Annotated in this window: 11 protein-coding genes; 6 read left to right on the top strand and 5 right to left on the bottom strand. The window is 73.6% G+C overall.

The window, feature by feature from the left end; genetic code table 11:
• Positions 1-31 precede the first annotated feature (31 nt).
• Positions 32-1,243 (bottom strand): glycoside hydrolase family 16 protein, encoded by a 1,212-nt coding sequence (locus tag BJ958_RS18990; RefSeq protein ID WP_179728444.1) that lies wholly within the window; start codon positions 1,241-1,243, stop codon positions 32-34.
• Positions 1,244-1,502: 259 nt separating this feature from the next.
• Positions 1,503-2,750 (bottom strand): MFS transporter, encoded by a 1,248-nt coding sequence (locus BJ958_RS18985; RefSeq protein WP_343052735.1) that lies wholly within the window; start codon positions 2,748-2,750, stop codon positions 1,503-1,505.
• A gap of 198 nt (positions 2,751-2,948) precedes the next feature.
• On the opposite strand from BJ958_RS18985, the gene BJ958_RS18980 reads away from it, so the two are divergent.
• The 3 genes from BJ958_RS18980 (at position 2,949) to BJ958_RS18970 (ending at position 5,792) form a co-directional block, all read left to right on the top strand.
• A complete protein-coding gene (locus tag BJ958_RS18980) occupies positions 2,949-3,833 on the top strand; it encodes a hypothetical protein (RefSeq protein ID WP_179728443.1) in 885 nt (294 codons plus the stop codon).
• 61 nt (positions 3,834-3,894) lie between these two features.
• Entirely contained in the window at positions 3,895-5,118 is a 1,224-nt protein-coding gene (locus tag BJ958_RS29150; RefSeq protein WP_179728442.1) for an ATP-binding protein, read from the top strand.
• Entirely contained in the window at positions 5,118-5,792 is a 675-nt protein-coding gene (locus BJ958_RS18970; protein WP_179728441.1) for a response regulator, read from the top strand. Before BJ958_RS29150 ends, BJ958_RS18970 begins: the two co-directional genes overlap by 1 nt.
• A gap of 32 nt (positions 5,793-5,824) precedes the next feature.
• On the opposite strand, the gene BJ958_RS18965 is transcribed toward BJ958_RS18970, so the two are convergent.
• Positions 5,825-8,341 carry a glycoside hydrolase family 65 protein gene (locus BJ958_RS18965; protein WP_179728440.1) on the bottom strand — a complete coding sequence of 839 codons (2,517 nt, stop codon included), beginning with the start codon at positions 8,339-8,341 and terminating at the stop codon, positions 5,825-5,827.
• Positions 8,338-9,093 (bottom strand): HAD-IA family hydrolase, encoded by a 756-nt coding sequence (locus BJ958_RS18960; RefSeq protein WP_273519153.1) that lies wholly within the window; start codon positions 9,091-9,093, stop codon positions 8,338-8,340. Before BJ958_RS18960 ends, BJ958_RS18965 begins: the two co-directional genes overlap by 4 nt.
• Before the next feature lie 97 nt (positions 9,094-9,190).
• Here BJ958_RS18960 and BJ958_RS18955 point away from each other — a divergent pair, with 97 nt between their 5' ends.
• Together BJ958_RS18955 and BJ958_RS18950 are read left to right on the top strand one after the other, a co-directional pair.
• Complete coding sequence (locus BJ958_RS18955) at positions 9,191-10,543, top strand: cytochrome P450 (RefSeq protein WP_218865870.1); 1,353 nt, start codon at positions 9,191-9,193, stop codon at positions 10,541-10,543.
• Positions 10,544-10,617: 74 nt separating this feature from the next.
• A complete protein-coding gene (locus BJ958_RS18950) occupies positions 10,618-10,998 on the top strand; it encodes a group I truncated hemoglobin (RefSeq protein ID WP_179728439.1) in 381 nt (126 codons plus the stop codon).
• On the opposite strand, the gene BJ958_RS18945 is transcribed toward BJ958_RS18950, so the two are convergent.
• Positions 10,967-13,555, bottom strand: a complete 2,589-nt coding sequence (locus tag BJ958_RS18945) for a helix-turn-helix transcriptional regulator (RefSeq protein ID WP_179728438.1) — start codon at positions 13,553-13,555, stop codon at positions 10,967-10,969. The two genes, BJ958_RS18950 and BJ958_RS18945, sit on opposite strands and share 32 nt — an antisense overlap.
• 153 nt (positions 13,556-13,708) lie before the next feature.
• On the opposite strand from BJ958_RS18945, the gene BJ958_RS18940 reads away from it, so the two are divergent.
• Entirely contained in the window at positions 13,709-15,904 is a 2,196-nt protein-coding gene (locus BJ958_RS18940; RefSeq protein ID WP_179728437.1) for an Ig-like domain-containing protein, read from the top strand.
• Positions 15,905-16,024: the final 120 nt, after the last annotated feature.

The following is a 16,024-nucleotide window of genomic DNA, read 5'->3' as shown; positions in this document are numbered from 1 at the left end:
CGGGCCCGGACCCGCGGGAGCCGGGGTCAGGTCACTGCCAGACGCGGACCCAGTCGACGTCGAGGGTCGAGGTCGTCGGCGACGACAGCCTGCGCGCGGCCCAACCGGATCCCCAGATCTGCGCGAGCACCAGGTTGAACGGCCTGTCGAAGGGCGCCGGTGCGCGGACGTTGGTCGGCGTCCAGCTGTGGGACCAGCAGAACCGGTCGTCGTAGAAGAAGCTCATCACGCTCGGCGTCCACTCGACGGTGTAGGTGTGGAAGCCGGTGGTCGCACCGGGCTCGGGGCAGTCGCGTCCGGTGCTCTCCTGCCTGCCCTCGCCGACGTAGTGGACCGACGGGTAGACGTGGGTCGGGTCGTTGCCGAACCACTCGGCCACGTCGATCTCCCCCGAGAGCGGCCACTTGCCGTAGGCGTGCTCCTCGGGGGAGAGCCAGAACGCCGCGTGGCCGCCGGTGGCGGCCGAGAACCGCATCCGGGCGGAGAACCGGCCGTAGGTCTGCGTGAACCGCGACGCGGTCGTGACGGTCGCGACCTCGGAGCGGGTGGGGAACGATGCGAGGGAGCTGTGGCACAGGAACATCCGTGGGTGGATGGTCGCGGTCAGGTGCAGCGCCCCGTCCTCGACGCGGATGGTCCGCGGGTTGTCGCGGTAGCACCCGCCCTGCCCGGTGAACACGCCGGTCTGCGAGGTGTCCTGCGCCGTCCAGTGGGTCCGGTCCAGGGTGGTGCCGTCGAAGTCGTCGTGGAAGCTGCAGGAGAGGTACGAGCCGTCGGCGCGTTGCGGGCGTGGCCCGCAGGCGTCGGCGGGCGCCGACGGCGTCGGGAGGGAGGCGCGGCGGACGCGTCGGGTCTGGCTCGCCCGGCCCGACGCGACGGCGCGGAACACGCGCGAGCGACGAGGTGCGGGCAGGGTGATCGAGAACCGTCCGGAGGCCGAGGACCGACCGGCCGCGACGGTCGTCCACCGCCCGGTGGCGCGGACCTGGAGGCGTACGGCGGTGCGGGGCCGCGCCCGTCCGCGGAAGGTCACGGAGGTGCCGTCGTGCGAGGGACGCTTCAGCACGGGGCCGGCGCCCGAGCTGCTCTCGGCCGATGCCGCGCCGGGCACGCCGGCAACAGGGGTCGCCGGCAGCGCCAGCAGGCCCACGGCGAGTGCTGCGACGACGGTGACGACGGCGGTGTGGCCCCGGCGGAACCGAAGGCGGTGCCGCCCGGTCGGGGGTGCTTCCACGCTCTGCATGTCGCTGCTCCTCGTTCGGCGTGCGCCGGCGTCTCGACCGGGTCCGTTGGCCACGGCTCGCCACGCAGGAGCATCGAGCACGAGACCGCGGTGGTCTCGGCAGGAGGCGGTTCCGGACAGCAGGGAGCAGTGCTGGCCTCGGTCGACGTCGGACGGGTCCGCCGGCGGGGCCGAGGTCGGCGCCAGACTAGTGCGACGAGGCGAGAACTGGTACCCGTTCTACTTTTCGAGAGCCGTGGGCGGTCCGAGCGCGGATCCGTCAGGCGTCGATCCGCCGCTCCCCGCCCACGGGCACGACCGCGACGGCGAGCAACGGCAGCGCGGCCGCCAGGGCGTAGGCAGCGCCGTAGCCCCACGCCGTGATGGTCAGTCCCGCGACGGGCGGTACGGCGACGGCGGCGAGGTGCTGGGCGGTGTTCTGCAGGCCCAGGGCCCGGCCCGACCAGAACGGGCCGGCGCGCTCGGCGACGGCGGTGAAGGCGAGGCCGTTGTCGGCGACGGTGACGGCGGAGGCGACGACCAGCAGCACGACCGCGAGCCCCGTGACGACCCCCGACCGGTCCGTGCCCGTGGCGGCCAGGCCGAGCAGGGCCATGGTGGCCGCGGCGAGGAGGGCGACCGCGCGCATCGGGCGCATCCGGCTGCCGACCAGGTCGGAGGCCCAGCCCGCACCGATCCGGGCGGCCGCGCCGGCGACCTGGGTGCCGGCGACGACCAGGCCGGCGATGCCCGGTGACCAGCCGAGGTCGTCGACCAGCCAGGTCAGGCCGAAGGTCCAGACCAGGAACTGGGGGACCACGAGCAGCACCGAGGCGGCGTGGATCCGGGTGAGGTAGTGGTCCGCGCGGTAGGGATTGAGGGCTGCGACCGCCGCGGCGACGGGAGGCCGCGGCGGGTCGAGGACGACGACGGCGACGAGGGCTGCGACCAGGACGGCTGCCGCCGTCGGCACCCACAGGGCGGGCCCGATGCCGTGGTGGTGGGCGATCACGGCGACCGTGCCGGCGGCGATGCCGACGCCGAGGGGCTGCCCCGTCTGTCGGATCCCCATCGCGATCCCGCGTCGCTCGGGCGGGAACCAGCCGACCACGACCCGGCCCGAGGCGGAGTTGGTCGCCGCCGCCCCGATGCCGGCGAAGCCCAGCGCCACGGCCATCGGCCACGGCGAGGCGAGCGCGGCCGCCGAGGCGCCGCCGAGGGCGGTCACGACCAGCCCGGCCAGCAGCGCGAACCGCTCCCCGCGCCGGTCGACCACGAGGCCCCAGAGCACGAGGGTGACCATCATGCCGGTCATCGACGCCGACGCGACCAGGCCTGCCTCGGCCAGGCTCATCCCGTAGCCGCCCTCGGCGACCGGCCGGTGCAGCTCGGGGATCAGGAAGCTCGGTGCGGTGACCATCGCCGCCGTCGCGGCCTGGGCACCGGTGCCGGCCGCCAGCATCGCCCAGCGTCGGGCGGCGGAGACCGTCCGTACCCCCGTCGCGGTCGGGACGGCGGTCGAGGTCACCGCTCCAGTGAACCATCATTGTCCACGAGGTGAGACGTAAATCTCGCTATTCGAGACTACATGGAACAAGCGGGAACCGGGTCCTACCAAATTGTGGGGACATCGTCCGACAACACTCCCGCTGCGTCCCCGCTGTCCCCGACGCTGGTCATCCGGCGCGTCTGGGGGGCGCGCCGGACCACAGGGGAGGGACCACGCATGAACCAGTTGAGCCCGCACGTCCTCGACGACCTCAGCGACCTCGTGGGCGCCGCGCTCGAGTGCCCGGTGCGGCTGATGGCGCAGCCCGGCGTACCCGGCGAGACCCAGTTCCACGTGTACGACGACCAGGCGCACCGCGTCGCGGTGGTCCGCTGGGCCGACGACCCGGCCGGGGCGCAGCGGATCCTCGACGGTGCGACCGCGCTCGCGACGCTCGAGGCGCACCACCACGGCAGCCGGCTGGTCGCACCGCGGCTGCTGGCGCTGACCACGTGGGCCGGGCGGCCGCTCCTGGTGCAGGAGTGGGGCGCCACGCCGTACCCGGGCCGGGTGCCCACCCGCCCTGCCCGGTACGACGCCGAGCGGGTCGTCGTCGAGCTCGCCACCATCGCGGACCTCGACCACTCCTACGCCGGTGACCTGCGTGCCCGGCTGCAGGGGCTGCCCGCCTCGGCCTTCGGTGACCAGCTGCTCGCCGCGCTCGACGAGCTCGGCAAGCGTCACGACCTCGACGCGCTGCCCCGCGGGGCCTGGCACGGCAGCTGGTCGCGCCGTACGGTTGCGGCCGGAGCCCACGGGAGCGTGCTGGTGCGGGAGTGGGACCGCTACGGCCTGAACCGCCCGATCGGCTTCGACACCCTGCACTTCCGGCTCGACGAGCTGCGCGGCGAGCTGCGCTGGTACGGCGCCGGCACGGCGCTCGTCGAGGAGGCGCCCCGCATCCTGGCCCGCTGGCACGGCCGGGTGGTCGTCGAGGCCCGGTGCGTCGCCCGGCTGCTCCTGCTCGAGCTGGCTGCCCGGGAGCTCGCCGAGGTGGGCCCGGGCCGCGCCCCCGTCGCCTGGGTCGCCGACTGGATCGCGCCGACACTGTTCAGCGCCTGAGATCCCTCGATCGACCCTGGGCGGGGAATGAACGCGCCCCGTTCCGGGAACCGTTCCCGGTGTGGAGGTCGACGCATCGCTGACCCGCACCCTCGAGCTCCTCGCCGAGGGTGTGATCGAGTTCGCCGGCTTCCGCGTGGCTGCCGTCAGCGTGCTCGATGCCGGCCTGCTGCACACGGTTGCCGTCGTCGGCGACGACGCCGCTGCCGCCCAGCTGGTCGACCAGCGCACCCCGGTCGAGCTCCTCGAGCGGGAGCTCGCGGCTGCTGACACCTGGGGTGCACTGCGCTTCGTCCCTGCCGAGCGCGCCGGGGGTCACCTCGACGAGCACGTGTGGGTCCCCGACGTCGTCCCGCTGCAGGAGCCGGACGCCTGGAGATCCCGGGACCTGCTCTGCGGGCTGCTCCACGACCCCGCGGGGCAGCTGCGGGGCGTGCTGTGGGTCGACCTGCCCGCCGACGGCCGCCGGCCCGGCGCCGCCCAGCGGTCGACGCTGCAGATGTACGTCCGGCTCGCCGAGCGCGCGCTCGTCACCGCGCTCGAGCGCGACGACCTCGAGCTGCGGGTCGAGCACGAGCACGCGGTCGCCGAGTACCGCCGCAGCATCATCGACGTGCTGTCCCACGAGCTGCGCGGGACGGCTGCCGCCATCGCCCACACCGTCGACTCGCTGCGCCACGAGCCGGGACTCGGCGACGTGGTGACGGCCGGTCTCGAGGTGGTGCACGGTGGCACGGAGCGGCTGCGGTCGGTCGTCGACGACATGGCGGCGCTCGCCAAGCTGGGCCGGACCGACGTACCGCTGCGGGTGCTCACCACCGACCTCGGTCACCTCGCGCGGGAGGCGGTCGCGCTGCACGGCGCGGAGGCGCGCCGCCGGGGCGTGACCCTCGACCTGGAGGTGCTGGCGGGCAGCACGCTGCGGGGCGACCCCGAGGACCTCGACCGGATGGTCACCAACCTGGTGTCCAACGCCGTCAAGTACTCCGAGCCCGGCGGTCGGGTCCTGGTCCGCGTCGCGCCGGGGCCGTCGTGGGTGGTGCTGACGGTCAGCGACGTCGGGATCGGGATCGACACGGCCGACCGGGACCGGGTGTTCGAGGAGTTCTTCCGCTCCCGCCATCGAGCCGTACGACGCCGCCCCGGGGCAGGCCTCGGCCTGGCGATCGTGCGCCGGGTCGTGACCCTGCACGGTGGCGTCGTCCGGGTGGACTCGGCGCTCGGTGCGGGCGCGACGTTCACGGTCGAGCTGCCCCGCGCGGGCGTCGTACCGGAGGTCGGCTGATGGTGCGCAGCCCGTTCCGGATCGTGATCGTCGAGGACCACGCGCTCTTCGCTCAGTCGCTGGACTTCGCGCTCACCCGCGAGGGCCACGACGTCCGGGTCCTCACGCCCGACGACTTCGCCACCTCGGGCGCGCTCCTGGCCCGGGTCCGCGAGCTGCGGCCACGGGTCGTGCTGCTCGACCTCGAGCTCGGGCCGCTCGGCGACGGCCGCCTGTTCATCGCCCCGCTCGCCCGGGCCGGCGTCCAGGTGATCGTCCTGACCGCGACGACGGACCGGGTGCGGTGGGGGGAGTGCCTGGCGGTCGGCGCGCGGCGGGTGCTGTCGAAGGCCGGGACCCTGGACGGCGTGCTCGCCGCGATCACCGCCCTGGCCCAGGGCGGCCCGCTCATGGACGAGACCGAGCGCGCCGAGCTGATCGCCCTCGCCCGCGCCAACGGCGAGGAGCACCGGGCGATCAGGACCCGGTTCGAACGGCTCACCCCCCGCGAGGCCGTCGTGCTCGGTCACCTGATGCGCGGCGAGACCGTCCACGACGTGGCGGCCACCTTCGTCGTGTCCGAGAGCACCGTGCGGACCCAGGTGAAGCGGATCCTGGGCAAGCTGGAGGTCTCCTCCCAGCTCGCCGCCGTCGGGCTGGCGAACCGGATCGGGTGGCATCCGCCGGCTGCATGAATCGCCTCTGAAGAGGTGATTCATGCAGGGCCTCACTCCCCGCTCGGTACGATCGCCGAGATCACCGTCCCGTCGGCGCGCTGGATCCCGGCGGGGTAGGGCGGCTCGCCGTCGAGCACCGGGCCCTGGTGCTCGAGCGGGACGACGACCGGATCGCCCGGAGCGACCTTGACCAAGGCGTCGCGCACCGTGAACGTGACCGGTTCGGTGCCGTGCTCGACGCACAGCTCGAGCTCGGCCGGCCGGACCGTCACCCGCACCCGGGTGCCGTGCAGTGTCACCCGGTAGACCAGCGACGACCACGATGCCGGCAACCGCGGGTCCAGCTGCCACTGCCGGTCGCCGGCCCCGGAGCCGCGGTCGCGGAAGCCGCCGAAGCCGCCGACCAGCGCGCTCCACACACCGCCGGTCGAGGCGACGTGGACGCCGTCGGCGGTGTTGTTGTGCCGGTCGGCGAGGTCGACGAAGAGCGCGGAGTGGAAGTAGCGCAGCGCGAGCGAGGAGTAGCCCACCTCGGCGGCGACGATCGACTGCACCACCGCGGACAGGGTGGAGTCACCGGTCGTGATCGGGTCGTAGTACTCGAAGTCGGCCCGCTTCTGCTCGGCCGTGAAGTCCTCGCCCTGCAGGTAGAGGGCGAGCACGACGTCGGCCTGCTTGAGGACCTGGAACCGGTAGATCACCAGCGGGTGGTAGTGCAGCAGCAGCGGCCGCTTGTCGAGCGGGGTGTTCTCCAGGTCCCACATCTCGCGCTCGAGGAAGTGCGCGTCCTGCGGGTGGATGCCGAGGAAGGAGTCGAACGGGATCGACATCCCGTCGGCGCACTCAGCCCACTCGTCGGCCTCGTCGGGGCTCAGCCCGGTACGACGCACCAGGTCCTGGTACGCGTCCGGGTCGTCACGCTGCAGCTCCCACACCGCGCGGGCGGCGCGACGCAGGTTGAAGCGCGCGAGCACGTTCGTGTAGAGGTTGTCGTTGACCACGGTCGTGTACTCGTCCGGCCCGGTCACGCCGTGGATGTGGAAGGTCCGCCGGGTCTCGTCGCGCCAGAAGCCGAGGTCGGCCCACATCCGCGCGGTCTCGACGAAGATGTCGACCGCCTCGCGGGCCAGGAACTCCTCGTCGCCGGTGGCGCCGACGTACTGGCTCAGGGCGTAGGCGATGTCCGCGTCGATGTGGTACTGCGCGGTGCCGGCGGCGTAGTACGCCGAGGCCTCCTGGCCGCTGATCGTGCGCCACGGGAAGAGCGCGCCCTTCTGCGACAGCTCGCGGGCGCGGGAACGGGCGCTGTCGAGGAGGTTGTAGCGGAACCGCAGGGCGTTGCGCGCCGCCCACGGCATCGTGTACGTGAGGAACGGCATCACGTAGATCTCGGTGTCCCAGAAGTAGTGGCCGCCGTACCCGGACCCGCTCACGCCCTTGGCCGCGATGCCCTGGCCCTCCGCGCGCGCCGAGGCCTGCAGGACGGAGAAGAGGTTCCACCGGATCGCCTGCTGCAGCTCCGGGTGGCCGGGCACCTCGACGTCCGCACGCGCCCAGAAGCCCTCGAGCCAGGCCTCCTGCACCTCGTACTGGTGGGCGACGCCCTCCTCGCGGGTGCGGGCCAGGGTGCGCTCGCAGCGGTCGATCAGCTCGCGCGGCGGCACCGTGGCCGCGGTGTGGAAGGACACCAGCTTGGTCAGCCTCACCGGCACACCCGGCTCGGCCGCGACGCGGTAGATCGCCTTGGCGAGGTCGTCCTCGGCGTGCACCTCCATCGAGTACGGCGACGCCGTCTCCAGCACGTGGTCCGCGACGACCCCGAGCGTCATCCCGCTCTGCGCCGCCCGGTAGCCGAGCTTCAGCCGACCCGTCTCGGCGTCGGCCTCGTGGATGCGGGGCAGCAGCACGCGGCGGTCGAACTCCTCGGCCCGCCGCGGGTCCGCCGTGCCGCCGCCGCTCTGGTCGAGCGGGGCGACCTCGCGCTGCTCGTCTTGCCGGTTGACCAGCTGGGAGGAGATCGCCAGCGAGGCGCGCTGGTCGAGGAGGGTGACCTCGAAGGTCAGCACCGCCAGGTGGCGTTGCTCCAGGGGCACCATCCGGGTGCTGCGGATGCGGACCCGCTTGCCGCCGGGCGTGCGCCAGAGCAGGTCGCGGCTGAGCACGCCGGTGCGGAAGTCCAGCGAGCGCTCGTACTCGAGGAGGTCGGCGACCGAGACCTGCAGCGGCTCGTCGTCGACGTAGAGCCGGATCACCTTCGGGTCCGGCACGTTGACGATCGTCTGCCCGATCCGCGCGAAGCCGTAGGCCTCCTCGGCGTGCGAGATCGGCCAGGTCTCGTGGAAGCCGTTGATGAAGGTGCCGTCCAGGTGCGCGTCGCGGCTCTCGGAGTAGTTGCCGCGCAGGCCGAGGTAGCCGTTGCCGACGGTGAACAGCGACTCGGTCGTGCCGAGGTCGCTGCCGTCGAAGCGGGTCTCGACCAGGCGCCACTCGTCGACGGGGAACCGGCTGCGGTCGAGCGGGTCGTCGGCCGGGGGCGCCTTGTGGGACGGGCCCTCGGGTGCGTTCATGCGTCCTCCTCGGGGACCAGGTCCGCCAGGTCGGGTACGACGAGCTGCGCGCCGGCCGCACGCAGGGCGTCCTCGCCCGCGCCGCGGTCCACGCCGATCACGAGCCCGAAGCCGCCCGCGTGCCCCGCCGCGACCCCGTTGATCGCGTCCTCGAGCACGACCGAACGGGCGTTGGTCGCACCGAGGGTCGCCGCGGCGTGGGCGAAGGTGTCCGGCGCCGGCTTGCCCGGCAGGCCCAGCTCCGCGGCCAGGCCACCGTGCATGATCGTGGCGAAGTAGTCGGTGAGCCCGGCCGCGGCGACCACCGCGGGTGCGTTGCGCGAGGACGACACGACCGCCATCGGCGTACCCGCCTCGTGCAGCGCGACGATCAACGCCACCGAGCCCGGGTAGGCCACGACCCCCTCCGAAGCGAGGATCTGGTTGAACGCCTCGTTCTTCCGGTTGCCCAGCCCGCACACCGTCTCGGCTGTCGGCGGGTCGTCCGGCGAGCCCTCGGGCAGGACGATCCCGCGCGAGGCGAGGAACGAGCGGACCCCGTCGTAGCGGGGCTTGCCGTCGACGTAGGTGAAGTAGTCCTGCTCCGAGTACGGCGGGTACGCGACGCCGTCCGCCGCCGAGCGCGCGGTCAGGAACGACGTGAACATCGCCGACCACGCGTGCATGTGCACCTCGGCGGTCGGGGTCACCACCCCGTCGAGGTCGAAGAGCACCGCATCCCAGGCATCCCAGTCCACCAGTGTCCGAGGCACCTGCACAGGCTAACGGGGGAGAGGTCAGGGAAGAGCCAGGGCGCGATCCGGGTCACACCTGATATGTCAGGCCGTCTCGTCTGGTGGAATACGGCTCATGCGCATCCCCCTCTTCGACTCGCTGCTCCGGCCTGTCCTGGACCCCGTGCTCGGTCCCGCCAAGCAGCGGATCGGCATCTGGCTGCTCAACCGGACCATGCGCAACGGGATCGACCTGCGCAAGCTGCGCTTCCTGCCCGACGCCTTCACGCTGCCGCTGCGCCGCGACGGGCTGGACCCGGTGCCCGAGCTCGCGAAGGTGCAGGCCGACGAGCCGGTCAAGAAGCTCGCCGACCTGTTCGGCAAGGGCGTGTGGCTGGTGAGCGGGTACGACGAGGCGCGCGAGGTGCTCGCCGGTGGTGCGGAGGTCTGGTCCAACGACCTCGGCCAGTTCGTGTCCCAGGAGGGGCGTTCCGACGAGGAGCAGATCGGCGGCCTCGGCATGACCGACCCGCCGCTGCACACCGCCCTGCGGCGCTACCTGACCCCGGAGTTCACGATGCGCCGGCTCGCGCGGCTGCAGCCCGGCATCGAGGCGATCGTGCAGCAGCGGCTGGACGCGATGGCCGAGGCCGGTCGCGACGGGCGTGCGGTCGACATGGTCGAGGAGTTCGCGTTCGCCGTACCGTTCGACGTCATCTGCGACCTGCTCGGCCTCCCCGTCGACGACCGGGCCCGGTTCCTGGAGCTCGGCGTGGCGCGCTTCGACCTCACCGAGGGCGGCGCCGGCGCGTTCGGCGCGGCCGCGCACACCCGCGAGTTCCTCATCAACGCCGTGCGCGAGCAGCGGGCGAACCCGGGCGACGGCCTGATCGGCGCGCTGCTCGAGGAGCACGGCGACGAGCTCGACGACGTCACGCTCGGCGGCATCGCCGACGGCGTCTTCCTCGGCGGCTACGAGACCTCCGCGTCGATGCTCGCGCTGGGTGCCTACCTGATCGCGACCACCCCGAAGGCCGGCGAGATGCTGCGCTCGGAGGACGCCGAGCAGGTCAACCAGGTCGTCGAGGAGCTGCTGCGCCACCTGTGCGTCGTCCAGCTCGCGTTCCTGCGCTTCGCCAAGCAGGACGTCGAGATCGGCGGCGTGCAGATCAAGGAGGGGGACGCGGTGGGCGTCTCCCTGCTCGCGGCCAACCGCGACCCGCGGCTCGCGGCCGGCCTCGACCGGTTCGACCCGACCCGCGAGCCGACCCGGCACCTGGCCTTCGGCTGGGGCATGCACCGCTGCGTCGGTGCCGAGCTCGCGCGGATGGAGCTGCGCACGGCGCTGCGGATGCTGGCCGAGCGGTTCCCGGACCTGGCCATGGCCGCGGACATCTCCGAGCTCGACTTCCGCAAGCTGTCGGCGGTCTACGGCGTCGAGGCGCTCCCGGTGCTGACCGGCGGCGACCGGGTGGCCGAGCCCGCCTGATCGCGGCCGAGCCGTGCGGATTGAGTAACCGATACTCAGGACCGCGGGCGAGGTGCGTCGCTAGCGTCGCCCCCATGAGCGCGTACGACGCCATCGGCGGGGCCGGTGCCGTGAAGGCCGTGGTGGCGGTGTTCTACCAGCGGGTGCTGGACGACCCCGACCTGCGGGACTGGTTCGAGGGGATCGACCTGGGTCGGCTCAAGGCGCACCAGCGGGCCTTCCTCAGCCACGCGCTCGGCGGGCCCGAGCTGTTCGCGGGCCGGCCGCTGGCCCAGGCCCACGCGGGGCTCGAGATCACCGACGACGCGTTCGACGCGGTGGCCGAGCACCTCGTGATGACCCTGCACGACCTGGGGGCCGGGGCCGAGCAGATCGACCAGGTCCGCGCCGCGCTGGAGGCGCGGCGCGAGGTCGTGGTCGACGTCAGCGCCGCACCAGCTCCTGCCGACCACTGATCCCGAGCTTGGTGTAGACCGACTGCAGGTGGTTGTCGACCGTCCGCGACGACAAGAACAGCTGGGCGGCGATCTCCTTGCTCGTCGCCCCGGCCGCGGCGAGGGCCGCGATCTCCTGCTCCCGCGGCGTGAGGGGGCTGGCCGACTCCTCGGTGCGCAGGACGGGCAGGTCCAGGCCGTCGCAGCGCCGGACCAGGTCGGCGGCGCGGGCCCGCGCGGCCGCGGCCGTGCGGGCGCTGCCGAGGGCGCGGGCGGCCCCGGCGGCGGCGACCGCGGCCAGGCGCAGGCCGTCGCGCTGCTCCCACTCCTCGCTGATCGCCAGCAGCCGCTCGTGGTCGCGCGCCGCGGCTGCGGCCGCGTGCTCGGCGAGCAGGGCGATGAAGGTGCTGTCGCACTCCGCGGCGAGCTGCGCGAGGGCATCGACGGCCGCGTCGGCCCGGTCGATCTCGAGGGCCGTCTGCCAGGCCTGCGCCGAGAGGGTGCGGTTGCCCGCCTCGTGCGCGCGGGTCGCCGCGTCCTCGACGTGGCCCAGGGTGGCCGTCGTGCCGGACGCCATGCCCTCGGACCAGCCCCGGGCCAGGGCCAGCCACGAGGCCGGGACCAGCTCGGCGGAGACCTGCGCGAACGTGGCCCGGGCCAGGTCGAGGTCGCCGCTGGCACCCTGGACGGCGGTCAGGCTGAGCCGGGCGAGCACCGCCATCCCCGGCGGACCGATCGACGTGGCACCGCTGATCGTCTCGGCCAGCCAGCGCTCGGCGGAGGCGAGGTGACCGGCGTCCGCCGCGATCCGGCCGAGCAGGAACTCGATCGACCTGCTGAGGATCTCGTCGCCGGTGTCGGCGGCCTCGGTCAGGGCCCGGACGGCGCTGAGCCGCGCCACGCCGTAGCGGCCGGCGAGGTGCTGCACGGTGGCCAGGGCGAGCAGCGTCTCCGCGCGGCACAGGCCCAGCACCTTGCCGTCGGTCTCCTCCGCGAACGCGACCGCGCGCTCCGCTGCGGCGACCGCCTCGGTCTCGCGGCCCAGGCACGCCAGGGGTACGGCGCGCGCCAGTCCGATCCGGATCCGCGCCTGCTCGGAGTCGCCGAACACCGGGGCGATGCCGGTCACCACGGCCTCGGCCTCGGTGGAGCGGCCGGCCGCGACGAGCGCGGCGGCCCGGGTGAGCTCGAGGGCCGGGTGCGGACGGTCGGCGGCCTGCGCGACCCGGTCGAGCACGTCGAGTGCGGCCAGCGGGCCGCGGCCGGTGAGCTGGCCGACCGCGACCAGCCGGGCGATCCGGGCGCTCTTGTCGGGGTGGCGGTCGAGCAGTGCCAGCGCCTCGGCCGCGCGGCCGACGCGCAGCAGCGAGTCGGCCTGGAGGAGCACCAGCTCGGCGTCCCCGGGGGCGGTGCGCAGCCCGGCCTCGGTCAGCCGGATCACCGCGGCGTGGTCGCCCGTGCCGGCGGCGTACTGCGCGGCCGCGGTGATCACGGCGGGGTCCGCGCCGATGCCCGCCTCGACCTGCCACATCGTGACGTGGAGGAGGTCGCTCTCGTCGGCGCGGCTGACCAGGAGCGCGGCCTGCTCGGTGAGGATGTCCTCGATCCGCAGCCGCGACAACGAACCGGCGACCACGGTGCCGTAGACGGGCTGGGCCAACCCGACCGTGCCGTCGCCACCGACCCGGACCAGGCCGGCGTCCTCCAGGCTCGCCAGCGTGGCGCGCACGCCGTCGCCGGGGAGCTGGTCGGGACGGAGGTCGCCGCACACGGCGAGCCGCTCCAGGGCGTCGCGGGCCGCCTCGCCCAGTGGCGAGACCCGGGCGAGCACCAGGTCGCGCAGGGTGGGCGTGCCTGCCGGCCCTCCGGCGAGCTGCCACACGCCCGTCGCGCACGACAGGCTGCCGTCGCCGAGGGCTCCGACGACCAGCTCGCGCAGGTACATCGGGTTGCCGCCGCTGACGGCGTGCAGGGTCGCTGCCGTCCGGTGCGCCACGGCGCCGTCGAGGGCGCCCTCGAGCACCTGCTGGGTGGTGCTGGCGGTCAGCGGCACGAGGTCGATGCGCACGTCGCGGGCCGCGCTCCACGTCATCACCAGCGGCTCGGGCAGCGGGTCGCCGTGCCGCAGCGCGACGACCAGCCGGACCAGGCCGGCCGCCGCCAGCTGGGCGACGAGGAGCACCGACGCCTGGTCGAGCAGGGTCACGTCGTCGACGACCAGCACGACAGGCCGCCCCCCGGCCGCGGCGGCCAGCGCCGCACCGGCCTCGGCGAACAGCCGGGCCGGGTCGAGCGGGGTGCCGTCGTACGGGCTCAGGCCGGGGAGCTGCGCCGACAGCGCCCCCAGCGGTACGACGGCCAGGATCGCGTTCCCGCTCAGCTCGACGACGTGCCGGTCGGCCGCGACCGCACGGGCCGCGACCTCGGCCAGGAGCCGGGACTTGCCCACCCCCGTCGGGCCGTGGACGGTGACGATGCGGGCCGCCGTGTCGAGCGCGCCGAGCGCGGCGTCGAGGTCGCGCTCGCGGCCCAGCAACGGCCACTGCCGCTCCGGGTGCGGCACGACCGTCGTCGACATGGCTGGGAGTCTAGGGCCGCGATCGGCCCGTTCCGCCCGGAATGGTGAGTAATCACCATCCCGGTCTGAGCAATTGTCTTCCACGGTGCTGAGCATCCAGATGAGCAGGCCTTGCCCATCCGCCCGCGGTGCCCGCGGCCCGAGGCTGGAGCCATGTCCCCACGCACCTGCCTGCGCGCGCTCGGCGCGGCCCTCACCACCGCCCTCGCGGTCGCGCTGCTCGCCCTCGTCCCGGCTGCCGCGCACGCCGACCCGGCCGCCGCGCCGACCGCCCCGATCCGCTACCTGAGCACGCCCAACGCCACACCGGTCACGGTCAACCTGTGCAGCGGCGCGAGCGACCCGCAGGGCGACCCGATCTCGCTGGCCGCGATCGGCCCCAACGGCTGGGCCGTCACCTACGACAAGCAGACGTGCCTGACGACGATCACCGCCGTCGGCAACGGGGGCAACGGGGAGCTGACCTACCAGCTCACCGACGGCACCAACGTCAGCGACTGGCTGAGCGTCAAGATCACCTTCGGCCAGCCGGGCAACGCGCCCGTGGTCGCGCAGCCCGACACCCTCGCGGCGGCGAAGGGCCTCAAGAAGGTGGTCAGCGACCTCAAGGCCGACCTGGCCGCCAACGACACCGACCCGGAGGGCTCCGTCGTCTCCGTGACGTCGATCGTCGCCGAGTCCGGTCTGCTGCCCGGCGAGGACCTCACCAACGCCAGCTGGATGACGCCGACGACCTGGGTCTACACGCCCCCGACCAGCTTCGTCGGGACGCGGCGCTTCGTCTACACCGTCTCCGACGGTGCCAACGCCACCCGGCAGGTGCTGACCATCACGATCACCGACCAGGGGCCGCCGAAGGCGCCCGTCGCGAACCCCGACTCCTACGTCGTCGCGAGGAACGGCAGCCTGGTGATGACCAAGGCCACCGGCGTCCTGGTCAACGACACCGACGCCGACTCGGCCTACATCGAGGTCGGCGGGCACGGCCAGCCCAGCCACGGCACGCTCAGCAGCTTCAAGGCGGCCGCGGGCACGTGGACCTACACCCCGCAGCCCGGGTACGTCGGCCCGGACTCCTTCCAGTACCAGGCCCGCGACTCCGAGGGGCTCACGTCGGCGTACGTCACCGTGTCGCTCACCGTGAAGACCATCGCGCCGGTGGCCGCCGACGACGCCGTCCAGGTCGCGAAGGACGGTTCGCTGGTCGTCGCGTTCGCGACGTTGACGGCCAATGACACCGACACCGACTCCGCCTTCGACATCAGCAACGTGGTTCCCGGCACCCACGGCACGGTGCTGGCCGACTGGACCGCGAGGACACTGACCTACACGCCGGCCACCGGCTACACCGGCTCGGACACGTTCGGCTACCGGCTGACCGACGTCGACGCGAACACCAGCAACTGGGCGCTCGTCACGGTCACCGTGGTGCCGCCGCTGGTCAACCAGGCGCCGGTCGCCAAGAACGACGCGTACGAGATCCACCAGGGCCACACGCTCACCGTCGCCGCGGCGCAGGGCGTGCTCGCCAACGACACCGACTTCGAGGACGAGGACCTCGACGTCGCCTTCCGGGGCGCCGCCCAGCACGGCAGCTTCACCGACTTCGACTTCGAGACCGGCGCCTTCGCCTACCAGCCCGAGGCCGGTTGGCACGGCACCGAGACGGTGACCTACACCAGCAAGGACCCGAAGAGCGCCGCCAGCAACACCGCGACGATCACCATCGTGGTGCGCAACGACGCGCCGGTCGCGGTCGCCGACAGCTACCAGGCCGTCTCGGGCGTGCCCCTCGTCGTCCCGGCCGGCCAGGGGGTCCTGGTCAACGACACGGACGCCGAGGGTGGGGCGATCACGGGCTCCAGCTGGTCGATCCCCGAGCACGCGAAGCTGGTCTATGCCAACGACGGCAGCTTCACGCTGACCCCGGACGCGGGCTACGTCGGCGTCGTCACCTTCTGGTACACGATCCGCGATGAGCTCCTCCAGGAGTCCGAGCAGGCCACCGTGACGGTCACCGTGGCGGCGGCCCCGCCGGTGGTCGACGAGCCGGCCACCAACGCTCCTGCGGGTGCCGGGCCGGGAGCCATCGAGGCCGGCACGCCGCGCATCTCGGGCAGGGCGCGGGTCGGGCACAGGCTGAAGGCGGTGCCGGGCGTGTGGGGTCCGGCGCCGGTCGTGCTGAGCTACCAGTGGTTCCGCAACGGCAGGGCGATCACGGGTGCCACGAAGGCCGGCTACCGGTTGAAGGCGCGCGATCGGGGGAAGAAGGTCTGCGTGCAGGTGACCGGCACCCGCCCGGCGTACGCCGTGGTGGTGCGGGTGAGCGCAGCCAAGCGGGTGCGCTGAGCCTCCTGGGACCCCTGCGCCGCGTTCGCCCATCGTGGGGATGGCGGACGCGGCGCAGGCCTGCCGGCGCCGAGTGAGGCAAGGCTCTCTTTTCTGGAATGGTTCCAAAAAGCGTGGCAG

It is taken from the genome of Nocardioides kongjuensis (assembly GCF_013409625.1).
Taxonomy (GTDB): Bacteria; Actinomycetota; Actinomycetes; order Propionibacteriales; family Nocardioidaceae; genus Nocardioides; species Nocardioides kongjuensis.
Note: the sequence above shows the minus strand (reverse complement) of the source record. Positions and strands in the feature narration are given on the sequence as shown.

What these genes read in the sequence shown, in the direction of transcription:
- BJ958_RS18990 (WP_179728444.1), bottom strand. Translation starts at nt 1,243, where the DNA reads ATGCAGAGCGTGGAAGCACCCCCGACCGGGCGGCACCGCCTTCGGTTC.
- BJ958_RS18980 (WP_179728443.1), top strand. Translation starts at nt 2,949, where the DNA reads ATGAACCAGTTGAGCCCGCACGTCCTCGACGACCTCAGCGACCTCGTG.
- BJ958_RS18970 (WP_179728441.1), top strand. Translation starts at nt 5,118, where the DNA reads ATGGTGCGCAGCCCGTTCCGGATCGTGATCGTCGAGGACCACGCGCTC.
- BJ958_RS18965 (WP_179728440.1), bottom strand. Translation starts at nt 8,341, where the DNA reads ATGAACGCACCCGAGGGCCCGTCCCACAAGGCGCCCCCGGCCGACGAC.
- BJ958_RS18955 (WP_218865870.1), top strand. Translation starts at nt 9,191, where the DNA reads ATGCGCATCCCCCTCTTCGACTCGCTGCTCCGGCCTGTCCTGGACCCC.
- BJ958_RS18950 (WP_179728439.1), top strand. Translation starts at nt 10,618, where the DNA reads ATGAGCGCGTACGACGCCATCGGCGGGGCCGGTGCCGTGAAGGCCGTG.
- BJ958_RS18945 (WP_179728438.1), bottom strand. Translation starts at nt 13,555, where the DNA reads ATGTCGACGACGGTCGTGCCGCACCCGGAGCGGCAGTGGCCGTTGCTG.
- BJ958_RS18940 (WP_179728437.1), top strand. Translation starts at nt 13,709, where the DNA reads ATGTCCCCACGCACCTGCCTGCGCGCGCTCGGCGCGGCCCTCACCACC.